Here is a 25,018-nt window from a genome sequence, read left to right on the forward strand (position 1 = left end):
TATGATTTTAGGCGGTTTTTAACAAAATTTAAAGAATTTGGCTCGTTTTTTGAAAAGTTTCATCGTTGGATGATGATACAATTTTTTTTTTATCTATTTTAGAGGGTAGAAATCAAAACAAAAGTTTAGAAATAAATTTATTTTTTTGTATTTTTGCCGACAGATTTTTATTGAAAAATAACAAATAATGAGTAATGTTTACGATAATATACTTGGCCTAATAGGAAATACTCCTATGGTGAAGCTTAACACTGTGACGAAAGAAATTCCTGCAACTGTTTATGCCAAGTTAGAATCATATAATCCTGGACATTCCACAAAAGATCGAATCGCACTTCATATTATAGAAAACGCTGAGAAAAAAGGTTTATTAAAAGAAGATTCCGTAGTTGTAGAAACTACATCAGGAAATACAGGATTCTCAATTGCTATGGTTTGCATTATTAAAGGATATAAATGTATTCTTGCAGTAAGTGATAAAACAAAGCCTGAGAAAATTGCCTATCTGAAGGCATTGGGAGCTACCGTTTATATTTGCCCGGCAAATGTTCCTGCAGATGATCCCAGATCATACTATGAAGTTGCTAAAAGAATAGCTTCAGAAACTCCAAATTCAGTGTATATCAATCAATATTTCAACGAGCTGAATATTGATGCCCATTATCAGACCACAGGTCCTGAAATCTGGGAACAGACACAGGGTAAAGTTACTCATCTTTTTGCGTGTACAGGAACCGGCGGAACATTGTCCGGATCAGCAAAATTTTTAAAAGAGAAAAATCCGGATATCAAAATCATTGGGGTTGATGCAGACGGATCTATTTTAAAAAGTTATCACGAAACAGGAGAAATCCATAAAGAAGATGTTCACCCTTACCAGATTGAAGGTATGGGAAAAAACTTAATTCCTTCTGCCCTTCTTTTTGATAAAGTAGATGAATTTGTAAGAGTAAACGATGAAATGTCAGCTTACAGAACCCGTGAAATCGCTTTGAAAGAAGCTATTATGGGAGGATATACCACCGGAGCGGTTACACAGGCATTAATACAGTATGCCCAATCTCACGAATTTACAGAAAACGATATTGTTGTGCTGATTTATCCTGATCACGGTTCCAGATACATTACCAAAGTATACAGTGATAAATGGATGGCCGAACAGGGTTTTGTAAACAACTGTGTTCACAACTACGATGAAGTTTTCAAAACTGAATTTATTAAATAAGGATAAAAAAATTAATACAAATCAAGCCTTTTTGTAACTACAAAAGGCTTTTTTACTTAAAATATTAATAAAATGTTGGATATTTTTGACAGAATAAAAGAAAATCCAGGACCTCTTGGACAATTTGCAGATTATGGTGAAGGGTATTTTATTTTCCCGAGATTAGAAGGACCTATCGGGCCCAGAATGAGGTTTCAGGGAAGAGAAGTTATTTTCTGGAGTGCTAATGACTATTTAGGGATGTGTAACCACCCGGAAGTTTTGGAAGCTGATGCAAAAGCAGCTGCAGAATTCGGAATGTTTTACCCGATGGGCGCAAGAGCAATGTCCGGAGAGACCGAGCAGCACCTGCAATTGGAAAAAGAACTGGCTGATTTTGTTCAGAAAGAATCTGCCTATTTATTAAACTTCGGATACCAGGGAATGGTGTCTACCATTGATGCCTTAGTTGGGAGAAATGATGTAATTGTTTATGATGTTGATTCTCATGCATGTATCGTAGACGGTGTGAGACTTCACGCAGGAAAAAGATTTACGTACAGACACAACGATATTGCTAGTCTTGAAAAAAACCTTGAAAGAGCAACTAAAGTAGCTGAAGAAACCGGAGGCGGTATTCTTGTAATTACTGAAGGGGTTTTCGGGATGAGAGGACAGCAAGGTAAATTAAAAGAAATCTGCGAATTAAAATCAAAATATAAATTCAGACTACTTGTTGATGATGCACACGGATTCGGAACTCTAGGTGAAACCGGGGCCGGGGCTGGTGAAGAGCAAGGATGCCAGGATCAGATTGATGTATACTTCTCTACTTTTGCCAAATCAATGGCTGGTTTCGGAGCATTTATCGCCGGTGATAAAGAAATCATTCGATACCTTAAATTTAATTTAAGATCTCAGATTTTTGCTAAATCTTTAACGATGCCAATGGTAATCGGAGGTTTAAAAAGACTTGAGCTTTTAAGAACCAGACCGGAAATAAAAGCAAAACTTTGGGAGAATACCCGCAAGCTGCAAAACGGTTTAAAAGAAAGAGGTTTCAATATTGGAGACACCAATACCTGTGTAACTCCGGTAATGATGCAGGGAACTCCGGTGGAGGCAACACTCTTAGTGAAAGACTTGAGAGAAAACTACGGAATCTTCACATCTGTAGTGGTTTATCCTGTAATACCTAAAGGAATGATTCTACTAAGATTAATTCCTACCGCATCTCATACTGACTCTGAAATTAATGAAACGCTTGCAGCTTTCGAAGCTATACATGATAAGCTCGTAGGCGGTCACTATAAAGATCAGGAGCAAAAACTGCTTGCCGAACAAGGTTTAAGTTTTAAAGAAATTTAATTTAAGTACAAAAAATAAATTAAAACCACTGACCAAAATCAGTGGTTTTGTTTTAAAAAAATATCACAAATTTTCAGAATCTGAATATTTAAAATAACTTTGCAAAAATTTTCTCTTGAAAGATCTGCTTCTTATCACTCCGCCTTTTACCCAACTTAATACCCCTTATCCTGCTACTGCTTATATTAAAGGTTTTTTGAATACAAAAAATATTTCAAGTCATCAGGTCGATTTAGGAATTGAAGTTATTCTGGAATTATTTTCAAAAGAAGGCATCAGAAAAGTTTTTGAAAAGAAAATCGATATTCTGCAGGTTTCAGAAAATTCACAGAGAATCTTTACTTTGAAGGAGGAATATATTAAAACGATCGACCAGGTTATTTCTTTTCTCCAAGGTAAAACCCCTACGCTCGCCAGACAGATCTGCTCAATGAATTTCCTTCCGGAAGCTTCAAGATTCAATCACCTTGATGATATGGAATTTGCTTTCGGAAACATGGGACTGCAGGATAAAGCTAAACACTTGGCAACCTTATATTTAGAAGACCTTTCAGATTATATTGTAGAAAATATAGATTCCGATTTCGGCTTCAGCAGATATGCCGAACGTTTGGGGAAAAGTGCCAATTCGTTTGATGAGCTTTATGCAAAAATTATTGGAAATCAGACATTTATTGATGATATTACTTTAAAAATTCTTAACGAAAAATTAGAAACTGTTCAGCCAAAATTGGTTTGCTTTTCGGTTCCCTTTCCCGGTAACTTATATTCTGCATTCCGGTGCGCTAAACTTATTAAAGAAAATTATCCGTACATCAAAACGGCGATGGGTGGCGGTTTTCCGAATACTGAACTTAGAGAAGTTAAAGATCAAAGGGTTTTTGAATTTTTTGATTTCATTACACTGGATGACGGAGAACTTCCGATCGAACTGCTTTATGAAAATATTTATCATTCTGAACAAAGTGAAGAATCTCAGTTCAAAAGAACTTTTTTACTTGAAAACGGAGAAGTTACTTATAAAAATAATTCCATAAGACACGATTATAAGCAAGTCGATATCGGAACTCCGGATTATACTGATTTACAATTAGATAATTATATTTCGGTAATTGAAATTGCCAATCCGATGCACAGTTTATGGAGTGACGGGAGATGGAATAAGCTCACCATGGCTCACGGATGCTATTGGGGAAAATGCACTTTTTGTGATATTTCTTTAGATTACATAAAAATTTACGAACCTATTTCCGCTAAAATTTTGGTTGACCGAATGGAAGAATTGATCCGGACAACCGGAGAAACGGGATTTCATTTTGTAGATGAAGCTGCTCCGCCGGCTTTGATGAGAGAAGTTGCTTTGGAAATTTTGCGGAGAAATCTTGTGGTAACCTGGTGGACGAATATCCGTTTTGAAAAAAGCTTCACCCGGGATTTATGTTTTCTTCTAAAACTTTCAGGTTGCGTTGCGGTTTCCGGAGGTCTTGAGGTAGCGAGTGATCGATTATTAAAATTAATTGACAAAGGGATTTCTGTGGAACAGGTTGCGAAAGTAACCAGAAATTTTACGGAAGCCGGAATCATGATTCATGCTTATCTTATGTATGGCTATCCGACGCAGACTGTCCAGGAAACGGTGGACTCTTTGGAAATGGTTCGTCAGCTTTTTGAGATGGGAATTTTACAAAGCGGATTTTGGCATCAGTTTGCAATGACAGCCCACTCGCCTGTCGGATTAAATCCTGAAGAATTTGGAGTCACACCGATTAAACAGGAAATCCTTTTTGCGAATAACGATGTTGATTTTATGGACAGGACTGGAATCGATCACGGAAAATTTAGCTTTGGTCTGAAAAAATCACTTTTCAATTATATGCACGGAATTAATTTTGAACTTCCTCTTCAGGAATGGTTTGATTTTAAAATTCCGGAAACAACCGTTCATCCGGATTATATTCATGATGCGTTGCTCGAAAATGATGATTTTACTTTTAAAGGGAATTCAAAAATCATTTTTTTAGCTAAAAACGTAATCGCTGAGAATCGAATAAAAAATAAAAAGAAATATAATTATACGTATACGAAAATTACAGTGCACTTAAAAACAAATGTTGTGAGCATAGAAATGGATCAGCAACATGGGGAATGGCTGACAAAAATATTTGATGAATACACCGTTGAAAATTTAAAAAAGCCTACACTTCAGCAACTTAAGGCTGATTTTGAAAAAAATTTCGATAATTTTGAACTGTTCTGGTTTTCAAAGCCGATACAGCAATTAAAAGAAAACGGAGTAATTTTGAGTTTGTAGATTTATAGTTTTTAAAGAAATAGCATAAATTCAGTATGGTTATCTTTATTAATAAATCCTGAAATTCTGCATCACTTTTTTACGATTTGGCTAAAAAATAAAAACGGGCTAAAGCCCGTTCCTATTGATATATTATTTTTAATTATTTCTGAACACCATCTTTTGTAACTTCACCTACAATTACTTTTTCCTGGATTTTGATAAAATTCGGATCCAGAATTGCCATTCTCTCTGCAATAGCTTTGTACGTAGGAAATTTCAGAATAGATGCACGACCAGACATTTCTCTGTATAAGGTAAATGTTTTTCCACCCGCTGTTTTTATTTGTTTTGTAGTGGTAATATATTTTCCGATGTATCTGCTGTTGGCATCATATATTTCGATATCCACAAAAGTCTTATCGGTAATTGTATCTTCAGAACCAAAACTAACGGGCAGATTGGTAAAATAACCTACTGGTTTACCGTTACTTAATATCTCACCAACGGTATTAACGGTTATATTTAGTTTGTCAATTTTATTTCTGATGGTATATGCATCTTTTGTTTTGTTATCCAGTTTTCTTTTCGGATTGTTTTTGAAGAGTTCATCAAGATTTTTTATATTAATTCCTCTTTCGTCAATAATTTTCAGGCTTTTAACACAGGTATAAGCTGCAGACTTTTCTTCTCCCGAAAATGCCGATGGTGAAATATAATCCAGTTCGATCGTTTTATCTTTATTATATATCCTGTTAATTTTTATATAACTATCTCTTACTGAATCTACTACACTTTTATCTACAAATTCAACGGTATAAATTGGCGTTTCTTTAAGATCCATGAAAGTATATATATTGGATTTGTTTGAAACCTTCGCAACATGTACTCCTTCAAGCGTTACAATTCCTCTTTTAATTTTTACCGTTTGAGCATGAAGCAAAAAACCCAGAATTGTAAACATGATAATCAAATTCTTCTTCATAAAACCAGATTTTTACATAACATAAAAAAAGTGTAACCATAGTTACACTTTCTTGAAAATATATTTAGCTTTTCATTTAATTATTCACAAAGGATAATTCCTTTATTATGATTAAATTCTACAACACCGCTTTTGATAGGATAAGAGAAGACAGAATCTTTTTCATTTTCTTTAGTAAAATATTTTGTATAGGCCTCATCCACAGATTTGGTATACAATTTAACTTTACCACCGATCAGAGAAGAAACAACTCCTGCGTGATTTTTCATGATGTGAAATTCACCATTTTTTCCAGGCAGCAATACCGAGTCTACCTCTCCTTCAAAAACTACGTATTCTGGTGTTAAAATTTTTATATTCATTGTAATTGCTTTTGGCTTTTGGCTAATAACTTACTGGCTATCAGCAATTAGCATTATTATGCGTTATCAGCTAACATTTTTTGTCCTGCTTCAATTGCTTCTTCGATAGTCCCTTTCAGGTTGAAAGCAGCTTCCGGTAAATGATCTAATTCACCATCGATAATCATATTGAATCCTTTGATGGTATCTTTAATATCTACCAAAGATCCAGGAATACCTGTAAACTGTTCTGCTACGTGGAAAGGCTGAGACAAGAATCTCTGAACTTTTCTTGCACGGTAAACAACAGATTTATCTTCTTCAGAAAGTTCTTCCATCCCTAAGATCGCGATGATATCCTGAAGCGCTTTATATCTCTGAAGAATTTCTTTTACTCTCTGAGCACAGTTATAATGTTCTTCACCGATAACTTCCGGAGCAAGGATTCTTGAAGTAGAAGCCAATGGATCTACCGCAGGATAAATACCCAATGAAGCAATTTTTCTATCTAGTACCGTTGTAGCATCCAAGTGGGCAAACGTAGTTGCCGGAGCCGGGTCAGTTAAGTCATCCGCAGGTACGTAAACCGCCTGTACTGAAGTAATGGAACCGTTTTTAGTGGAAGTAATTCTTTCCTGCATCGCCCCCATCTCAGAAGCAAGTGTCGGTTGGTAACCTACCGCAGATGGCATACGACCAAGAAGTGCAGATACCTCAGAACCAGCCTGTGTAAAACGGAAGATATTGTCTACGAAGAAAAGTACGTCTCTACCTTGTCCGCTTTCTCCACCGTCTCTGTAATACTCAGCTAATGTAAGACCGGAAAGTGCTACTCTCGCTCTTGCACCAGGTGGCTCGTTCATCTGTCCGAAAACGAATGCTGCTTTAGATTCTTTCATAGCTTCCAAATCTACTTTAGAAAGATCCCAACCTCCGTTTTCCATAGAGTGCATGAAATCTTCACCATACTTGATGATTCCTGATTCCAACATCTCTCTCAAAAGGTCATTTCCTTCTCTCGTTCTTTCACCTACTCCGGCGAAAACAGAAAGACCACCGTGCCCTTTTGCAATATTATTAATCAACTCCTGAATTAATACTGTTTTACCTACACCGGCACCACCGAACAAACCGATTTTCCCCCCTTTTGCATAAGGCTCGATAAGGTCGATTACTTTGATACCTGTAAATAAAACTTCAGCAGAAGTTGAAAGTTGATCAAATTTTGGAGCTTCTCTGTGGATTGGAAGGCCTCCATCCTTAGAAATATTCTGAAGCCCGTCGATAGCATCACCAACAACGTTGAAAAGTCTTCCGTTCACAGCCTCTCCGATTGGCATTGTAATAGGATTTCCGTACCCGATTACATCCTGCCCTCTTTTAAGACCATCAGTAGCGTCCATTGCGATACATCTTACCGTATCTTCTCCAATATGCTGTTCTACCTCTAAAACTACTTTTTCACCGTTATCCTTTGTAATTTCTAACGCGTCATAAATGCTTGGAACTGCTTCCACATCAGTAAAGACAACGTCGATTACCGGACCAATAATTTGAGAAATTTTACCTTTAATTTGGTTTGCCATTGCTAAATTTTTTCTTGGTGCAAATATAATGATTCTTGCTTAACCCGCAATTGGTAAAAAACAGATTTTTATCATACTTTTTCAGCAATGTTAAAATATAACAATATACCGGTGTAACAATAGATATTATTGAAATTATTGATACGCTGTTATATTAATACATTGTTACATTATTTCCTATATTTGCAGTCAAAATTTTTTCATTTTGAAAGTTTTCAGGAATTTTAACGATTATACTTCTCAGAAGCCTTTAGCATTATCTTTAGGGATGTTCGACGGGGTGCATCTCGGGCATAAAAGTATTATTGATGAATTAATAAAGGTGGGCTCCGAGAATAATCTTGAAACTGCAGTCCTTACATTCTGGCCTCATCCGAGATTTGTTTTTAACCCGAACGAAGATTTAAAGCTTCTCAATACGCTGGAAGAAAAAAAATCTTTATTGGATAAATATGGCATTGATACTTTATTTTTAAAAGAATTTGATGAAGAATTCAGAAATCTTACCGGTGAAGAATTTGTAAGACAGATTTTAGTGGATAAGCTTCATATTAAATATCTTATCATCGGATATGATCATTCTTTCGGGAAAAACAAAAGCGGAAATTTTGAATTGCTGCAAAAACTTTCCAAAGAACTTGATTTCGAGGTTGAACAGATGGAAGCCATTAACATCCATGAAAACAATATCAGCTCTACCAAGGTCCGCAATGCTCTTTTAGCAGGAAATATAAAGGAAGCAAACGAAATGTTGGGATACTCTTATCCTGTTTCCGGAACGGTGGTGCACGGTAAAAAAATAGGAAGAACAATTGGCTATCCGACTGCCAATATCGAGACAGATCCTGTAAAACTTTTGCCTAAGAAAGGGGCATACATTGTAGAAGTTTTTGTAAAAAATCAGCAATATAAAGGAATGCTCAGTGTCGGCACAAATCCTACTGTAAACGGAGAAAAACTTACCTTTGAAGTGTACATCCTTAATTTTAACGGAGATATTTATAACGAAGAAATAACGGTGAAATTCCGGGATTTTCTGCACGATGAAATTAAGTTTGAAGGGCTGGAAAGGCTTATTGAAAAACTGGATGAAGACAAAAGATTAACTGAAGAATTTAACTTTTAAGAATTTCCTCTTTTATTTTTTTTGTCAGAGAGCCGAACACAAGATCATAAGAATGATCAATCATTTCTAAAATAAGTTCCTGTTTCAAACCGTCTGTCTGAACTGAATTCCAATGGGTTTTGTTCATATGATATGCACCTGTGATCTGGGGATATCTCTCGCGAAGTTCTTCGCTCCACTCAGGATCAGTTTTTAACGTGATTTGCAGCGGCTGTCTTTCTAAAGACATTAAAAGAAACATTTTCCCGCCAACCTTCAGCACAAGGGTTTCGTTATCAAAAGGAAAACCCTCTGTTACAGCTTTCTTCGCACTACAATACTTTAAAATTTCGTTGGCATCCATGGCTTTTTATGAGTAATAGATAATTGGTAATGAGTAATTTTTTATTAACGGTTAATAATGATTGATTAATGATCTTACTTAAAGTATCTTTTATCTGCTATTTATTGTTTCAAATTTAGTAAATTTAATAAGGAAACAACAACTTCGCAAACAAGATTATTATGAAAGCATTAGTTATCGGCGCTACAGGTGCTACCGGAAAGGATTTAGTCAATCAACTGCTTAATGACAGCGATTTCGGGGAAGTTAATATTTTTGTGAGAAAGCCTGTTGATATTCAGAATGACAAGCTGAAGGTTCATGTTGTGAATTTTGATCATCCTGAACAATGGAAGGACAAAGTAAAAGGTGATGTTGCTTTTTCCTGTCTGGGAACCACCTTAAAGGCTGCGGGAAGTAAAGAAGCGCAGAGAAAAGTGGATTTTGATTATCAGTACGAATTTGCCAAGGCTGCCAGAGAAAACAATGTCGGAGATTATATTCTGGTTTCCGCATACGGTGCCAATCCTAAATCTAAGATCTTTTATTCCCGAATGAAAGGAGAGCTGGAAGAAGCTGTAAAAAAACTGCATTTTGAAAAAATTACCATCTTCAAGCCGGGCATGCTGGAGCGAAAGGACTCCAACAGAACAGGAGAAGTTCTTGGGAGCAGGATTATCAAATTTGCAAATAAATTAGGACTCTTAGAAAGCCAGAAACCTTTACCTACAGATGTTTTAGCAAAGGCTATGATTAATTCTTCAAAGATAAAAAGCAACGGCTACTCCAGTATAAAACTGGGAAATATTTTCTGTTTTGCTGAGAAGTGATACATAATGGTTGTAAAAAGAACAGTGTAACAACGTCCGGATTCGAATTGGTACATTGTTACACTGGATATGTAATATAATATAATTTTCTAACTAAACTCAGCAGTTAACTTTTTTTTGATTTCAGGAACTCCTGCTTTGTTCTTTATTTTATTATACATCTTATTAGCTTTCTTAATCATTTTTTCATCATTTCTGTTTTTGCCGACTTTTATTAATGAGAGCGAATACAGTGAAAGATATCCTTCGTCATTTTTATAGGTACTATAGGCGTCTTCAAGGTATGGAAGCCCCGTTTCATAATCTTCTTTCATGGAATATAACATCCCATACATATAAGTTACATCATCCTTCACCTTACCAGTTTTTTTATAAATATCTTCAGCCTGCTTAAGATTTTCCAGGCCTTTGTCATAATCTCCTATTACAATAGAAGTATTCCCGATTCCATAATATCCTTCAGGATTATCCGGAAAATATTTCACCATTTCCTCATATTTTTCTCGCGCTTTATCAACTTTTCCGAATCTCATAAACTGTATGGCAAGATTTTGCTTAAATATCGGAGCTTTATTTTGAGATAGACTGTCTGCTGCATAATATAAAACCAAAGCTTCCTTGTGCAGATTTTGCAGTCTGGCATAATATCCTGCAAGGAAAAAAACATCACAATATTTAGGATCTTCTTTTGCCGTTTTGAATAAAGCCATTGTTGTTGGAAGATAGAGTTTAGGAAAATTAAGAGCCGTCATTGCGCCTTCAAATATTTGTTTTGAATCTGCTTTTTCCGGTGTGCAATAGTTTGTTTTTCCTAAAAAATAAGAATCCTGAGAGAATCCTTTTATGGAAAGCATCAGGACAAAAATGATCAATAGTTTTTTCATGGTTTAAAATTAAAAAAGTGGATAAAAATCCACTCAATAACGATATTTTTTGATATTTATTTCAAATATTTCGTAATTGCTTCATCGGTAGGTTTTGTGGTACTTACAAATGAATCAATCAGTTTTCCGTTTTCATCAATTAAGAATTTTGTGAAATTCCAGAGAATGGTAGTATTTTTAACTCCGTTCAAATCTTTTTCAGTTAGATATTTAAAGATTGGCGCCGTATCGTCACCTTTTACGGAAACTTTTGCCGCCATCGGGAAAGTTACCCCATAATTTTTCTGGCAGAAAGCACCAATTTCCTTATTGGTTCCCGGCTCCTGACCGCCAAAATTATTAGCCGGAAAGCCTACCACTACCAATTTGTCTTTATATTCTTCCGAAACTTTTTCCAGGTCGGCATACTGAGGCGTGAATCCGCATTCCGAAGCCGTATTTACGATAAGGATTTTCTTTCCTTTGAAGTCTGAGAAATTAATCTGCTTTCCTTCTTCCAGGGCGTCTACCTTGAAATCATATATTGATTTTCCCATAAGTTGATTGGTTTTAGCTTTAGATTCTTCACTTTTTTTCTGAGCACAGCTGTTGAAAAATGCAACAACCGAAAGAAACATTAAAAATAACTTTTTCATAACTCCATTTTATTATTTGATTAAAATTTAAATGTATTAGCCGGAAATACCTTATTGACATCAACCCTGTTAATCAGCATCACATAATCTCCGTCTTTTTTTACGCTTGACGATTCAATCCTGAAAGGCAACGCCAAATTTCCTACTTTTTTGTAGTCTGAATATAATAACGTTTCGTCTTTTTTTACTTCTTTTACAAGCATGTAATCTTTTGTATCGAAGTAATAGATGTTTTTATTTACGTTTTTCGTTAATTCAACTTTATGACAATATATATTCCCTATTTTTTCTTTGCCCAGATACTTGGCTTCAAAACCTTTGTTTTCCCAGTCTATGAAATCATTATCAAAGCTTTCCGGACTGTAATCCGGGTATTCCTGAACTTTGTTGGCCGCATAATTCATAGCATATCCTTTGGTCCCGTCGTAACCTTCAATTGCTGTATCTTTTCCGCCGATGGTGATCACTGTTTTCGTAAGATTCGGGCGCTGCTGGTAAATTTTTATAGGATATTCATCTTTAACACCTAAAATCACTTTTCCCTGCAGCAGTATGGAATTTAAAAGTTTCCAGTTGGTCAATCCTCCGGATAATTCGATGTTTTTGTCAATAATTTCCTTTGCGGTCTGGGCAAAAACTGAGTGCGAAAATATCAGGACGAATACGAATAGCAACTTTTTCATTAATTTCATTTATAAAATCAAATATAAGGTTTTATTAAATTTACCAATATATCAGTCTAGCAATTTAACAATTAATTAGATAATAAATTCCTTGCTTTTTCAAGATCTTCCGGTGTATCTATACCGACACCCACAAAATGGGTTTCTATCAACTTGATTTTCATACCGTATTCAAGATAACGGATGCATTCTATTTTTTCCGAAATTTCAAGAGGCTTCATTTCCAGCTTTGAAAACTGTATTAATGCATGTTTTCTGAAAGCATAAACGCCGATATGTTTAAAATAATCCACATTATAGGAAGTCTCCCTGTGAAAAGGAATTACAGAGCGGCTGAAATACAGCGCAAAACCGTTGTTATCCGTAATTACTTTTACATTATTCGGATTTTCAATTTCCTCTTTTTCGTGAAGTTTAATTTTCAGGGAAGCTAAAGAAATTTCCTGGTTTTCATCGTTATGAAAAACTTCAATTAATTGCTGTAACGGTTCTAATTTTAAAAAAGGTTCATCTCCCTGAACATTGATAACGATATCGCAATCGATATTCTGTACTGCTTCCGCAATACGGTCGCTTCCGGTTTCGTGCTGCCCGGTCATCACTGCTTTTCCGCCGTTCTTTACAATTTCATCAAAAATAATTTCCGAATCGGTAGCTACAAAAACTTCGTCAAATAAACCTGTTTCCACAACATTCTGATACGTTGTTGTGATAACGGTTTTTTCTCCTAACATTTGCATCAGTTTTGCCGGAAAACGGCTTGCTTCATAACGTGCCGGGATAACTGCGATGATTTTCATTTTTATATTTTTTGATGTAAATTTAATTTAAATAATTAACCAGAAAAATGATTCCATAAATCCAGGATAGATATAAAAAAGAGTAAAATAACCCAAAACCTAAACTTTTCGCTAAATTTCCTCTACAGTATTTTGAGTTTTTAAATACCAACCGTAAAGCACGGAAAAAAATCCAGTACAGCATTGCTGCGAACAATAAAATTACAGCCCAGAAAAAAACGCCCAGAAAATATAAAAGAAAAACAAGAACTATAGAAAATACAAGCCAGGCGATAATTGATATAATAAGCCCTCCGATTCCATCTCCCCCATCAGCTATATCAAAATCAAAATTTCCAATTTCGGGAGTTTTGTCTGACAGCTTTTTTATTTTTTCTTTTGTCAAAACATGCCCGATATTATCTTTTAGTTTTATACCGTAATATAATCCTAAGCTTATAAAAAGTAAAAATGCAGTTCCTAAAATCGAGGTAGAAACAATAGAGTTTTGAAATAAAGACCTGTGGGAACTATGTCCTGAAATCCAGACACATATAATTACCAATGAGATAATTCCTACTGTTGAACGAGACAGTAATTTTGTATCTATAAAATATCTTTGCGGAAATTTCATCGTTATAAATACGGATTTGAAATTCAAAAAACACTTCGACTCCGCTCAGCGTGACCTCTAAAATAAGCTGTTAAATAACATTTAGAATTGTCATGCTGAGCCTGTCGAAGCATCTATGTTTTAAAAAATTATTTCAAATCATTCAAAGCTTTTTCCAGTTTCGGCATCATGACTTCAATTTCATCAATAGCCAAACCTCCTACAGAAGCTCTGAACCAAGGCTCAGACTTATCTTCTCCGAAAGCAGAAAAAGGAACAAGCGCAACGCCTGCTTCATTGATCAGGTAGAAAACAAGATCTGAAGAATTTTCGATAACCGTTCCGTCCGGTTTTGTTTTTCCGATGTAATCTAATTTAATGGTAAGATAAAGTGCTCCCATCGGTTCGATGCTGTCGACAGTTAGGCCTTTACCTTTCAGATCCTGGATTCCTGCGTGCAGGACTTTCAGACTAGCTTCTAATTTTCCTTTAAAATCTTCAACAAAAGCATTTACATCATCAGGATTTTCATAATATTTTGCAGTAGCTTCCTGTTCCGGTTTTGGAGCCCACGCTCCTACGTGTGTAAGAAGCGCTTTCATTTTGTCCATGATATGAACCGGCCCGAATCCCCATCCTACGCGAACTCCCGTTGCGGCAAGACATTTTGAAATACCGTCGATATACACCGTATATTCTTTCATTTCCGGGAAAAGGGAAACCGGATCTACGTGCTCCGAACCGAAAGTAAGATTAGAATAAATCTGGTCATACATCAGGTACAGCGGTTTTTCATCTTCACCTCTTTTCTTATTTTCCGCTAAAACCAATTCGCAGATTTCTGAAAGCTGATCTTTGGTGAACATCGTACCTGTAGGGTTCAAAGGCGAACAAAGAGCCAATAAAACAGCGCCTTCCAAGTGTGGTCTTAAATCGTCTGCTGTCGGAAGGAAATTGTTTTCAGGGGTGGTCTTTACTTCTACTGCATTTGCAGAAGTAAGATACGCATAGTGATTGTTGTTCCATGAAGGAATCGGGTAAACTACTTTATCTCCTTCGTCAACAATGGTTTTGTATACGGCATAAATTAAAGGTCTTGAACCTGCCGTAATGAGAATATCATTAGGAGAATAATCCAGATTCCATCTTGTTTTCAGATCTTTGGAAACTTCTTTTCTTAAAGATAAAAGTCCGTTAGCAGGCGGATAATTCGTCAGATTATTCTGATACGCATTCTGAATTTCCTCCTTTAATTTGGCAGGAATCGGATAAATATTAGAATTAAGGTCACCAATCGTAAGGTTGGCAATCTCCGCACCTTTTGCCTTTAAATCGTTTACTTCATTACCTATTTTTACAATTTCAGAACCGATCAGGTTCGCCGCTAATTTTGAAACTTTCACTTTATTTAATTTAAATTTATTTAATATAATAATTTAACAATATACTCATGTAACAGTGTAACAATGTTTTAATTGGTAAACTGCTAGATTGATACATTGCTATATTTTAATTGAGTTGTAAATCTCTTCTTACCTCCTGAATTTTTGCTTCTAAAGACTTTAATTTATCTTTAAAATCCGCTTCAGAAGTAATTGAATCTTTAACAGAAATATAGAACTTAATTTTAGGTTCCGTTCCGGAAGGTCTTACACAAACTTTGGTACCGTCCTGAGTATAATAAATCAATACATTCGACTTTGGAATGTCGTTCATTACTTTCTTCTCATTTTTTGAAACAATGAAATTCGTCTGTTCTTTAAAGTCTTTTACTTCTTCTACCAGTGATCCTGCTAATGATTTTGGCGGGTTTTCACGGAAATTTTTCATCATATTCTGAATTTCTTCTGCTCCATCTCTTCCTTTTCTTACCAGATTTACCAAACCTTCATAGTACATTCCGGTTTCCTGGTAAATTTCGATAAGATATTGATACATCGTTCTTCCATTGGCTTTACACCATGCTGCGATTTCACAAGCTAAAACAATACTTCCGCAGGAATCTTTATCACGTACGAAATCTCCTGTCATGAATCCGAAACTTTCTTCACCACCGCAAACGAATTTTTCTTTCCCTTCAAAATCACGGATCATTTTTCCGATCCATTTAAATCCAGTTAATCCCACTTTGCAGTCTACCCCGAACTTTTGAGCAATATCAAAGAAAATATCGGATGTTACGATGGTAGACCCAATGAATTCCTTCCCGGTAATTCTTTCCTGCTTTCTCCATTCATTCAGAATGTAATAGGTAAGAATAGTATTGGTTTGATTTCCGTTCAAAAGCTGAATTTCTCCGTCAAGGTTTCTTACGGCAATTCCCAATCGGTCTCCATCCGGATCTGTTCCGATTACAATATCGGCATTGGTAATTTTTGCCAGATCCATCGCCATTTCCAGCGCTGCAGGTTCTTCCGGATTCGGAGAATCTACTGTCGGGAAGTTTCCGCTTGGGATCATCTGTTCTTTTACAAGATCAATTTTCTTGAAGCCTGCTTTTTCCAAAGCCTTTGGAACGGTGGTATAAGTCGTCCCGTGAATGGATGTAAAAACGATATTTAAATTTTCCTTTCCTACATTCTGATAGGTAGAATGTTCAATACAGGCGTCAATGTAAACATCATCCTGCTCCTCTCCGATCCATTCGATTAAATCATCGTTACCATTGAATTTAATTTCTTCAAATTTTACAGCATATACTTCATTAATGATCGCTTCATCATGTGGCGGAACAATCTGCGCACCGTCATTCCAATATACTTTATAGCCATTGTATTCCGGTGGGTTGTGAGATGCCGTTAAAACAATTCCTCCGTGACAGTTTCTGTTTCTCACCGTAAATGACAGTTCCGGAGTTGGCCTGTGATTTTTGAACAACAACACTTTGATTCCGTTTGCCGTCAAAACATCAGCTACCAGTTTTCCGAACTCTTTGGAATTATTTCTTACGTCATAGGCAATTGCCACCTTGATCTCTTCTCCTTGAAATTGCTTTAACATATAATTCGCAAGTCCCTGTGTAGCTTGACCTAAGGTATATTTATTTAAACGATTGGTTCCTACACCCATCACTCCTCTCATTCCTCCTGTACCAAACTCCAATTCTCTGTAAAAAGAATCTTCCAGATCCGGCGAATTGCCTTCAATTAATAATTGTACGGCACTTCTTGTTTCTTCATCAAATGATTCGTGCAACCAAAGTTTTGCTTTTTCTAATGTTGTCATATTTGTATTTTGTTATTTTTTACAATTTTGCTGAAATAGTTCTTTTCCTTGAATCTGATCAAGATCCTTTAATTTTTCCCAAGTTTTACAAGCATTAAGAATATCATTTTGCATAGTGTAAACTGTAGCAATATTATATAAATTATCAATATTAGAATTATTTAATATATATGATTCATTAAAAAATGATATTGCATTGTCATACTTTTTTCTCTTAGTTGCATTAATTCCTTTAACAAATAGATCGTTTGATTTTTTTAAATTTTGGTATAATATTCCATTTACACAATTAAAATCATTAATATTTTGAGTCAAAAAGTTTAATGAAACTCCTTTATAAGTATATCCATCACCAAAATTTTCGTTTTTAATCTCTAAAATAAAAGGAAGTGTAACAGAGTCATAATTACTAAAATCTTTTAAATCCCAAATATTAAAAGTATGATCAATAATATATTTTATATAATCAATCCTTTCTGTATTGTTATCCGAAGAATATTTTATTTCTGTAGATACTTTGTTTTGTTGCGGATATATTATGATTGATCCTACAAAATTTAAGTTAACATATTTATATTTCCTTTTAAAAAATTCATTTAAAACCAAACTCAAATTCTTTTTCATTGGAGGAAAAAATAAGCTGTTTGCAAAAATATTTTTTCCCGTGTTAATCTTTTTTTGCTGATCTAAAACCTTTTCTTGTCTTAGAAAATACATTCTTTCTAATTTATCATCTTCAACTCCAACTATTGATTGAACAATAACTAATGAGTCAGAGTTGACTTTTTCTATTATATATCCCGAGTTTTCTGAAGTTTTTATAAAGTTTTTGATTATTGTAAAATCTATACAGAGATTATTTTGCTTATTAATACAAAATTTATCATCAACAAAGATAAATTTATTTGGAAAAGGATTGCATGATTTAGGAATATAGGAACTACCATCTTTCATCTCCTTAAAAACAGTAATCCAAGTCCCTTGTATATCTTTATTATAATTTTGAGCTAACATTAAATTAAAGATACAAATAGCAATAAAAAATAATAATCTTGCTCTCATAGTTTTTACTCCAATCTCTTATTCTCTACTCTGGCACCTTTATCAATTTTAAATGCACGGATCGGGTCATTATAATAAATAAATTTTGCTGTATTCTGAACATTTCCTTTCAAAGAATCTTTCACATTCACTTCAGCATAATTACCGTTTTTAGAGTTTATATTCAGGTTTTCGATTTTCCAGTAAGGAGCAATAAGGCTTGCCGTATCGGAAATCTTTATCACAGCATCTTTAGTCTGCCCCAAAAAGTTGGCCCTGCTTTTATTCAGCATCTCAACTTCTGCCCTTCTTGTGTTTACCGAACCCATAAAAGTAGCATAATTTTTTAAATTAAGCCTAAAATTATCAGTCTTAATTTCGCTTGAAATATTCATTTCTACCGAATCGGAAATCGCTATTTTTTCCAGGTTATATTTTGAATAAATGGTCACGTTATAAAAGTCAACTCCCTTTGTACCACGCTTTTCTTTAATGGTTAATGTTTTATCACTGACATCCACATCAAGATTGTCTGCAACGTTCGGGTAGGTTTCGATTTCTACAAAGTTTTTTGTTCCTCTCGCATAAAACACCCGGAATTTTCCTTCCAGATCCAGGTTTACAAATTCCGGAACATCCACATCTTTTCTTTCAATATTCCCTTTAGGAGAAATTTTTCCGCAGGACATTACTGATGCTAATAAAAATGTGTATACTATACCTTTCATATTCATTTAAAATATTTCATATAAGATTAAACCTATAACCGTGCTTTCCAGTCCCATCAGAAAATACAATCCCACCACTCTCCAAACCATTCCCCATGATGTGTATGAATTTTTAAATGCATTCCAATACGTAACAGCAGGAAAAAGAAGAGCAATGCCGAATAAGAGTTGGTCGATGACAAAGAAAATCTTTGAAACCGGTTTCCACAAGCCGATCAGACTCACTATATCGTCCAACAAAAATAGGATTAAAATTCCTAAAAGACTAACAGTTCCGATGATAAAATGTTCGGCAATATTCAATTTTATTCTTCTGAAAAGAAAATATGCATTGACCGCAAGCATCGGAATGATGACAAATAAAACAGCCTTTGAATACTTCGACAGGAAATCTTTAACTTCGGAATCGTCGGCAAGAACCTCTGCCGATGCAAATTTTTCATAATAATGCAATCCTAATACATTAAAACTGAAAAGAACCAGTAACAACGGGATAAAATTGTTGTATCTGATTCTTTTTCCTGCAATATAATCCATTGCCGTTTTGCCGGGCCTGAATATAATATCTTTTAAAGTATTGAAAAACCTGGCCTCAACGTGCCAGATTGATCCTAAAATATCATTTTTGATAATAGATTTCGGAGTTATTCTTGCTGTGTCGGTCTTCTGTCCGCAATGAGGACAAAACTCATCGGAAACTGAATGGCCACAGTTTAAACAACTCTTTTGATTCATCTTAAATCACCTCATCTATATTATAATTTTTATGCTCTCGGTTTGTTCTGATGATCATTTCTCCTAAGAACCCCGCGATAAAAAGCAATGTTCCCATCAGCATCATTGTTAAAGCAATAAAAAACCATGGGTTATCGGTAATCAGATGACCGTACATACCTCTTGCCACATCAATCAATTTTGAAATGCCCAGCCAAAGTGCCGAAAGGAAACCTACAATAAACATTAATGTTCCTACTGCCCCAAAAAAATGCATCGGTCTTCCCCCAAAACGACTTACAAACCAAAGGGTTACCAAATCCAGGAAACCTCTGATGAATCTTTCGGTTCCGAATTTTGAAGTTCCGTAAGGTCTTGCCTGGTGCTGAACTTCTTTTTCCGTAATTCTTCTGAACCCGGCATTGGCAGCCAAAACCGGAATATAACGGTGCATATCACCATACACATCGATGGTTTTTACCACTTGTTTTTTGTATGCCTTCAATCCACAGTTGAAATCATGAAGATACACTCCGGAAACTTTTCTTGCAGCTGCATTGAACAATTTTGACGGTACATTTTTCGTCATTACGTTATCAAAACGTTTCTTCTTCCACCCCGAAACAATGTCGTAATTTTCATTAACAACCATTGAATACAATTCCGGAATTTCTTCCGGGAAGTCCTGAAGGTCTGCATCCATGGTGATAATCACATCGCCATTGGTTCTTTCAAAGGCAGCATGAAGCGCCTGGGATTTTCCGTAGTTTTTAGAAAATTTAATGGCATGGATCTGAGGATTCTGAACTTTCAGATTTTCAATAATACTCCATGACAAGTCTGTGCTTCCGTCATCTACAAACCAGATCTCATACGATAAGCTGTTGGATCTGCATACATTATCAATCCTTGAAAAAAGCTCTTCCAAAGAATCTTCTTCGTTTAATAACGGAATAACTATAGATAAATTCATTTAATTTTAGTAAAAAATTATTCTTTAATTTCTGGTTCCTGGTAGATTGTTCTGGTTCTGAAAAACGCTCCGAAAAACAACGACAAAACTACGTAAAATATAAGTACCGCGGCAAAATATCCTGAAAAATGACTCGCGGTAAGCATATCTTTTCCTTTAACTGCTTCCGGCGTAAAACTTTGAAGTCGTTCTTTATATTTCTGATCGAGCTCATCAATATCTTTCTGATGTTTTAAAATTTTTCTTGCAGAAGTATATTCTTTATCCAATTCCGACTTCTGTCTTGTTACATATTGGTAATTTAACAGTTTTTTCGCATCGGTATCAACGAAATTCAGAAAGGCGTAAATGCTTAAAATCGATAAAATTCCACCGATAAACATTGGCACAAAAGCTCTTTTAAAGGCTTCTTTAAAGCTTACTGTTTTATGGCTGCTCCAATATGTTTTAACAGACCAGAACGCTGCACCGGCATAAATAATGGGCAAAACAAAAGCATTGGCTTTCAATGAAATATCAAAATATTCGACTCCTGAAAAGAAGTAATACACTGCGAAAAAAACGATCATCGTAGCAGCAAACAGTAAAATTCCTAAGGTGGAAGGGCTTTTCGTCATATCTAATTTTTTAAAAAAATATTGAAAAATTATTGGTCTTACATTCAGCAATTTAGCAGTGGTAAAGCCATTTTTCAATTATTTTTTCTGTCATATTATTTTTAAGTTTACAAAATAATGCTATCTTTGCACCGGCAAGTCCTAAACAACCAGCTCCTGAGAATCCTCCAGGGTGGGAACGCAGCAAAGGTAATTGGTCGTAGCGGTGTGATTTAGGTAGCTTGCCATTTTTTTTTGGTTTAAGTTGAAGAGAGGTAATTTGAAGATTATCTTTTTTTGTTTCCGACAACTTCAACATTTCTTTTTTGTTTTTCAAATTACCTCTCAACATTTATTTAAAATTCGAACGTTTCTCCTAATTTCGGTAAAACAAGTTCCACATTTTTATCTGCAAAATGCTTTAGCGCACTTTCATGATTAATTTCAATAGCAGGGAATGTATCAAAATGACATCCGATCACTTTCGGTGTTTTCAATAATTCTGCTGCTGCAAAAGCTGCTTTTCTCGGACACATTGTGTAATGACTTCCAACCGGAAGGATAGAAAGGTCTAAATTTCCGTATAATCTTGGAAACAGTTCCATATCTGCCATTACACCGGTATCGCCTGCAAGATATAGGTTTCTGCCTTCAGGTAGCCTGAAAATGTACCCTACGGGAACACCTCCGTAGCTTCCGTCAGGAAACGAGCTTGTGTGATGGGCAGGAACCATGGAAATTTTAAGATCGTCGATTTTTGCCGATCCTCCTAAGTTCACATCATCCGTATTTTTTGCACTTTTAAAATATCCGCAGATTTCAGGAACTGCTATAATTGTTGCTTCAGGATGATGCTGTAATACTTCTTCCACATCAGCGATATGATCCCCGTGCGCATGAGTCAGTAAAATATAATCGATTTTCTGTGCAGAAATATCAAATCCTGATTCCGATTTTTTGTAATTGTAAAAAGGATCCGATAAAATTGTTTTGTTTTTGTAGGTGAACAAAAAACAGTTTTGTCCCAGATATTGTATTTTCATTTTTAATTTATTTTTGAATTGTTTATAACTAGATGCGTCGACAAGCTCAGCATGACAGATCATGCTTTATTTAATGAAAGAAGTTAAGTCCTAAAGCTGTAAGAACTGCCATCATAAACGTCATAATTCCCACCTGCTTTAAGAACGGATCAAGCTCTCTCGGGTTTTTAACAGCCATAATCTGCCTTCTGATTTTCATTAACGGAAGCATCAGAATCATCACGATAAAAACATAATAATTCTGAGTCTGAAAGAACCCGTTGACCGCTAAAAACATCAACATTAAGATTAAAGGAAGCTGCAACAGAATCATTTCGTAAATCATTGCATTTTTAAATCCGATCCTCAATGCAAAGCTGTTTTTTCCTGATAATTTATCGCTTTCGATATCTCTCATATTATTAAGATTCAGGACGGCCATACTCATCATTCCTACTGCCGTTCCGGGCAAAAGCATATCCCAGCTGAACGATTTTGTAAACAGGAAATAACTTCCGCAAACTGAAACCAATCCAAAGAAAATGAATACGAAGATATCTCCCAGTCCCATATAACCATAAGGTTTTTTACCAACCGTATATCCGATAGCTGCTAAGATACTTGCAACACCAAGGCCTATAAAAATGTAAAATTCATTCATATAATCCGGGATGAAAGCTGCATACAGAAGCGCCACTGTTGCCACAAAAGACAAAATTGAAAGCAGGATCACTGCATTTTTCATCTGTTTCGCCGTTATTCTTCCTGAGGCTACCGCGCGTGATTCCGCTTCGGTAACTCTTTTCGCATCGGTACCTTTTACCCCGTCGCCGTAATCATTGGCATAGTTTGATAAAACCTGATACAATAAAGTCACTAAAAGTGCGAGTGCAAAAATTTTCCAGTCCCATATTCCGCCTTCACCGTACAATCTCCATCTGGCAATGAAAGCACCCATAATAATTCCGCTTAAAGAGAGCGGCAATGTTCTAAGCCTTGCGGCTTTTATCCAGTCAGTCATAGTTTATAAGTAATGAGTAATTGGTAATAAGTAATGCCGTTATTGCTCATTACTTATTACCAATTGCCTATGTTTAAGATATCCATTGATCTTCCCCGAAATTAGGTTTTCTTTTTTCAAGGAATGCATTTCTCCCTTCTTTCGCTTCTTCCGTCATGTAGGCAAGACGCGTTGCTTCTCCGGCAAAAACCTGCTGACCAACCATTCCGTCGTCAGTAAGGTTCATGGCGAATTTCAGCATTCTGATGGAAGTCGGGGATTTGGCTAAAATTTCCTGTGCCCATTCGTAAGCCGTGTCTTCCAGTTCTGCATGAGGAACCACTTTGTTTACCATTCCCATTTCTAAAGCTTCCTGCGCAGAATAGTTTCTACCTAAAAAGAAAATCTCACGGGCTTTTTTCTGTCCTACCATTTTTGCCAAATATGCAGAACCATAACCTCCGTCGAAACTGGTAACATCAGCATCCGTTTGTTTGAAAATAGCGTGTTCTTCACTCGCTAATGTTAAATCACAAACTACGTGAAGAGAATGTCCGCCTCCGACAGCCCATCCCGGAACCACTGCAATAACGACTTTCGGCATAAAACGGATCAGTCGCTGAACCTCCAGAATATTCAATCGATGTCTGCCATCTTCTCCCACATACCCCTGATGACCTCTTGCTTTTTGATCTCCACCACTGCAGAAAGCCCAGCCTCCGTCTTTAGGACTTGGCCCTTCTCCCGAAAGCAGCACAACTCCTATCGAAGGATCTTCATAAGCATCGTAAAAAGCATCATATAATTCCGATGTCGTTTTGGGTCTGAAAGCATTGCGAACTTCCGGTCTGTTGAAAGCGATTCTTGCGACACCATTACTTTTTTTATAGGTGATATCTTCGTATTCTTTGGCGGTTTTCCACTCAATCATTTTTGTAAAAATTTTTCCCAAAGATACGGAATTGCACAGAATTTTAACATTGATTTCTCATGATAATGATGGAAAAATATGACTTCTGAAAGAAAGTTGAACCCAGTAAATCCGGCGCATAAAAAAAGACGCTGATCGAGCGTCTTTATATGGTTGAAATTACTTCAATTAAAGCATTTTAAGATTGTTTACTTCCAGTTCTGTAAGGATTCTCCAGTGTCCTCTTTTGATGTTCTTTTTCGTCAGTCCTGCAAACATTACTCTGTCTAAGGCTTCCACTTCATATCCTAATCTCTGGAAAATTCTTCTGATAACACGGTTCCATCCGATATGGATTTCTATTCCGACTTCATTTTTAGGTTTTCCTTCAATAAAAGAAATCTGATCTACCACAGCCACTCCTTCATCAAGACGAATCCCTTCAGCAATCAGCTTCATGTCTTCATGCGTCAGTTTTTTATCTAAAGTAACATGGTAAATTTTCTTTGCATCGAAAGACGGATGGGTTAGCTTTTTGGTCATGTGCCCGTCATTGGTTAAAAGGATAACTCCGGTTGTAGAACGATCCAGTCTTCCTACAGGAAACAGACGGTATGGCGAAGCATTGGCTACAAGATCCATCACTGTTTTTCTGGCTTTATCGTCTTTGGTGGTAGAAATATATCCTTTCGGTTTATTCAAGAGAACGTACACCGGCTTTTCAGGTGTGATATTCTGTCCGTCAAATACTACTTTATCGGTTTTCTGAACCTGATAACCCATTTCAGTGATTACTTTTCCGTTGACCTCAACCAATCCCTGAATAATCAAATCATCTGCTTCTCTTCTGCTGCAGATTCCGGAATTAGCGATATACTTGTTCAGACGGATAGTGTCTTTATGAATATCTTTATCGAGTTTGGTCAGCCTCCTTTTCTGTACAAAAGATTTATTTTTATCTTCACGGTTCTCTGTTCCCGGTCTTTTTCCGTATTTCAGGCTGCCTCTTTCGTATTTATCTCTGGTATCAAAGTTATTGGGTCTACTTCCCCCTCTTTTCGGTGCAGATTTTCCAAAAGATTTCTTTTCTTCCCCGGCACCGGTTATATAAGGCTCCTGTTCGGTTTTTCCGTATTTCTTATCCATTCGAGCCTGGTAACTGG

At 35.9% G+C, this 25,018-nt stretch carries 25 protein-coding genes and 1 other RNA gene; 6 read left to right on the forward strand and 20 right to left on the reverse strand.

Annotation, left to right across the window (positions count from 1 at the left end):
- The first annotated feature begins 187 nt into the window (after positions 1-187).
- The 3 genes from HHL20_RS08200 (at position 188) to HHL20_RS08210 (ending at position 4,883) form a co-directional block, all read left to right on the forward strand.
- Entirely contained in the window at positions 188-1,225 is a 1,038-nt protein-coding gene (locus HHL20_RS08200) for a PLP-dependent cysteine synthase family protein (protein ID WP_169230658.1), read from the forward strand.
- A gap of 72 nt (positions 1,226-1,297) precedes the next feature.
- Entirely contained in the window at positions 1,298-2,572 is a 1,275-nt protein-coding gene (locus HHL20_RS08205; RefSeq protein WP_169230659.1) for an aminotransferase class I/II-fold pyridoxal phosphate-dependent enzyme, read from the forward strand.
- A gap of 115 nt (positions 2,573-2,687) precedes the next feature.
- Positions 2,688-4,883: a B12-binding domain-containing radical SAM protein gene (locus HHL20_RS08210; protein WP_169230660.1), complete on the forward strand. Its 2,196-nt coding sequence runs from the start codon at positions 2,688-2,690 to the stop codon at positions 4,881-4,883.
- A 142-nt stretch (positions 4,884-5,025) separates the two neighbouring features.
- On the opposite strand, the gene HHL20_RS08215 is transcribed toward HHL20_RS08210, so the two are convergent.
- From HHL20_RS08215 to atpD, 3 genes are all read right to left on the reverse strand, one after another.
- On the reverse strand, positions 5,026-5,847 hold the full coding sequence (locus HHL20_RS08215) for a hypothetical protein (protein WP_169230661.1): 822 nt from the start codon (positions 5,845-5,847) through the stop codon (positions 5,026-5,028).
- 80 nt (positions 5,848-5,927) lie between these two features.
- Positions 5,928-6,209 carry a FoF1 ATP synthase subunit delta/epsilon gene (locus HHL20_RS08220; RefSeq protein WP_169230662.1) on the reverse strand — a complete coding sequence of 94 codons (282 nt, stop codon included), beginning with the start codon at positions 6,207-6,209 and terminating at the stop codon, positions 5,928-5,930.
- A gap of 56 nt (positions 6,210-6,265) precedes the next feature.
- The gene (gene atpD, locus HHL20_RS08225; protein WP_169230663.1) at positions 6,266-7,774 is read right to left on the reverse strand and encodes a F0F1 ATP synthase subunit beta; all 1,509 of its coding nucleotides are present in this window, start codon (positions 7,772-7,774) and stop codon (positions 6,266-6,268) included.
- 205 nt (positions 7,775-7,979) lie between these two features.
- Here atpD and HHL20_RS08230 point away from each other — a divergent pair, with 205 nt between their 5' ends.
- Positions 7,980-8,900, forward strand: coding sequence for a bifunctional riboflavin kinase/FAD synthetase (locus tag HHL20_RS08230; RefSeq protein WP_169230664.1), 921 nt, complete (start codon positions 7,980-7,982; stop codon positions 8,898-8,900).
- On the opposite strand, the gene HHL20_RS08235 is transcribed toward HHL20_RS08230, so the two are convergent.
- Positions 8,890-9,243 carry an MmcQ/YjbR family DNA-binding protein gene (locus HHL20_RS08235; protein WP_169230665.1) on the reverse strand — a complete coding sequence of 118 codons (354 nt, stop codon included), beginning with the start codon at positions 9,241-9,243 and terminating at the stop codon, positions 8,890-8,892. The genes HHL20_RS08230 and HHL20_RS08235 overlap by 11 nt on opposite strands.
- 161 nt (positions 9,244-9,404) lie before the next feature.
- Here HHL20_RS08235 and HHL20_RS08240 point away from each other — a divergent pair, with 161 nt between their 5' ends.
- Positions 9,405-10,052: an NAD(P)H-binding protein gene (locus HHL20_RS08240; protein ID WP_169230666.1), complete on the forward strand. Its 648-nt coding sequence runs from the start codon at positions 9,405-9,407 to the stop codon at positions 10,050-10,052.
- Positions 10,053-10,141: 89 nt separating this feature from the next.
- Here the strand turns inward: HHL20_RS08240 and HHL20_RS08245 are convergent, their stop codons facing one another.
- The 12 genes from HHL20_RS08245 to HHL20_RS08300 form a co-directional block, all read right to left on the reverse strand.
- Positions 10,142-10,936, reverse strand: a complete 795-nt coding sequence (locus HHL20_RS08245; protein ID WP_169230667.1) for a tetratricopeptide repeat protein — start codon at positions 10,934-10,936, stop codon at positions 10,142-10,144.
- 56 nt (positions 10,937-10,992) lie between these two features.
- Positions 10,993-11,571 (reverse strand): glutathione peroxidase, encoded by a 579-nt coding sequence (locus HHL20_RS08250; protein ID WP_169230668.1) that lies wholly within the window; start codon positions 11,569-11,571, stop codon positions 10,993-10,995.
- A gap of 20 nt (positions 11,572-11,591) precedes the next feature.
- On the reverse strand, positions 11,592-12,254 hold the full coding sequence (locus HHL20_RS08255; RefSeq protein WP_185194800.1) for a histidine kinase: 663 nt from the start codon (positions 12,252-12,254) through the stop codon (positions 11,592-11,594).
- Between the two features lie 71 nt (positions 12,255-12,325).
- Entirely contained in the window at positions 12,326-13,054 is a 729-nt protein-coding gene (gene kdsB / locus HHL20_RS08260; protein WP_185194801.1) for a 3-deoxy-manno-octulosonate cytidylyltransferase, read from the reverse strand.
- A 22-nt stretch (positions 13,055-13,076) separates the two neighbouring features.
- Positions 13,077-13,667 (reverse strand): hypothetical protein, encoded by a 591-nt coding sequence (locus tag HHL20_RS08265; protein ID WP_169230670.1) that lies wholly within the window; start codon positions 13,665-13,667, stop codon positions 13,077-13,079.
- 128 nt (positions 13,668-13,795) lie between these two features.
- Positions 13,796-15,049 carry a pyridoxal phosphate-dependent aminotransferase gene (locus HHL20_RS08270; RefSeq protein WP_169230671.1) on the reverse strand — a complete coding sequence of 418 codons (1,254 nt, stop codon included), beginning with the start codon at positions 15,047-15,049 and terminating at the stop codon, positions 13,796-13,798.
- 106 nt (positions 15,050-15,155) lie between these two features.
- A complete protein-coding gene (locus HHL20_RS08275; RefSeq protein WP_169230672.1) occupies positions 15,156-16,871 on the reverse strand; it encodes a phospho-sugar mutase in 1,716 nt (571 codons plus the stop codon).
- 12 nt (positions 16,872-16,883) lie between these two features.
- The gene (locus HHL20_RS08280) at positions 16,884-17,933 is read right to left on the reverse strand and encodes a tetratricopeptide repeat protein (RefSeq protein WP_169230673.1); all 1,050 of its coding nucleotides are present in this window, start codon (positions 17,931-17,933) and stop codon (positions 16,884-16,886) included.
- A 5-nt stretch (positions 17,934-17,938) separates the two neighbouring features.
- On the reverse strand, positions 17,939-18,640 hold the full coding sequence (locus tag HHL20_RS08285; RefSeq protein ID WP_169230674.1) for a GIN domain-containing protein: 702 nt from the start codon (positions 18,638-18,640) through the stop codon (positions 17,939-17,941).
- A gap of 6 nt (positions 18,641-18,646) precedes the next feature.
- Positions 18,647-19,375 (reverse strand): DUF3667 domain-containing protein, encoded by a 729-nt coding sequence (locus tag HHL20_RS08290; RefSeq protein WP_169230675.1) that lies wholly within the window; start codon positions 19,373-19,375, stop codon positions 18,647-18,649.
- 1 nt (position 19,376) lies between these two features.
- A complete protein-coding gene (locus HHL20_RS08295; protein WP_169230676.1) occupies positions 19,377-20,327 on the reverse strand; it encodes a glycosyltransferase family 2 protein in 951 nt (316 codons plus the stop codon).
- A gap of 17 nt (positions 20,328-20,344) precedes the next feature.
- Positions 20,345-20,944, reverse strand: coding sequence for a DUF4199 domain-containing protein (locus HHL20_RS08300; protein WP_169230677.1), 600 nt, complete (start codon positions 20,942-20,944; stop codon positions 20,345-20,347).
- A gap of 132 nt (positions 20,945-21,076) precedes the next feature.
- On the opposite strand from HHL20_RS08300, the gene ffs reads away from it, so the two are divergent.
- Positions 21,077-21,174: signal recognition particle sRNA small type (gene ffs / locus HHL20_RS08305), an RNA gene on the forward strand.
- 105 nt (positions 21,175-21,279) lie between these two features.
- Here the strand turns inward: ffs and HHL20_RS08310 are convergent.
- From HHL20_RS08310 to HHL20_RS08325, 4 genes are all read right to left on the reverse strand, one after another.
- On the reverse strand, positions 21,280-21,966 hold the full coding sequence (locus tag HHL20_RS08310; protein WP_169230678.1) for a metal-dependent hydrolase: 687 nt from the start codon (positions 21,964-21,966) through the stop codon (positions 21,280-21,282).
- Between the two features lie 70 nt (positions 21,967-22,036).
- Entirely contained in the window at positions 22,037-22,966 is a 930-nt protein-coding gene (gene menA / locus HHL20_RS08315; protein WP_169230679.1) for a 1,4-dihydroxy-2-naphthoate octaprenyltransferase, read from the reverse strand.
- A gap of 73 nt (positions 22,967-23,039) precedes the next feature.
- Entirely contained in the window at positions 23,040-23,876 is an 837-nt protein-coding gene (locus HHL20_RS08320; protein WP_169230680.1) for a 1,4-dihydroxy-2-naphthoyl-CoA synthase, read from the reverse strand.
- Between the two features lie 168 nt (positions 23,877-24,044).
- Entirely contained in the window at positions 24,045-25,001 is a 957-nt protein-coding gene (locus HHL20_RS08325) for a pseudouridine synthase (protein WP_169231154.1), read from the reverse strand.
- Between the last annotated feature and the right edge of the window lie 17 nt (positions 25,002-25,018).

The organism is Chryseobacterium cheonjiense (genome assembly GCF_012927265.1).
Taxonomy (GTDB): Bacteria; Bacteroidota; Bacteroidia; order Flavobacteriales; family Weeksellaceae; genus Chryseobacterium; species Chryseobacterium cheonjiense.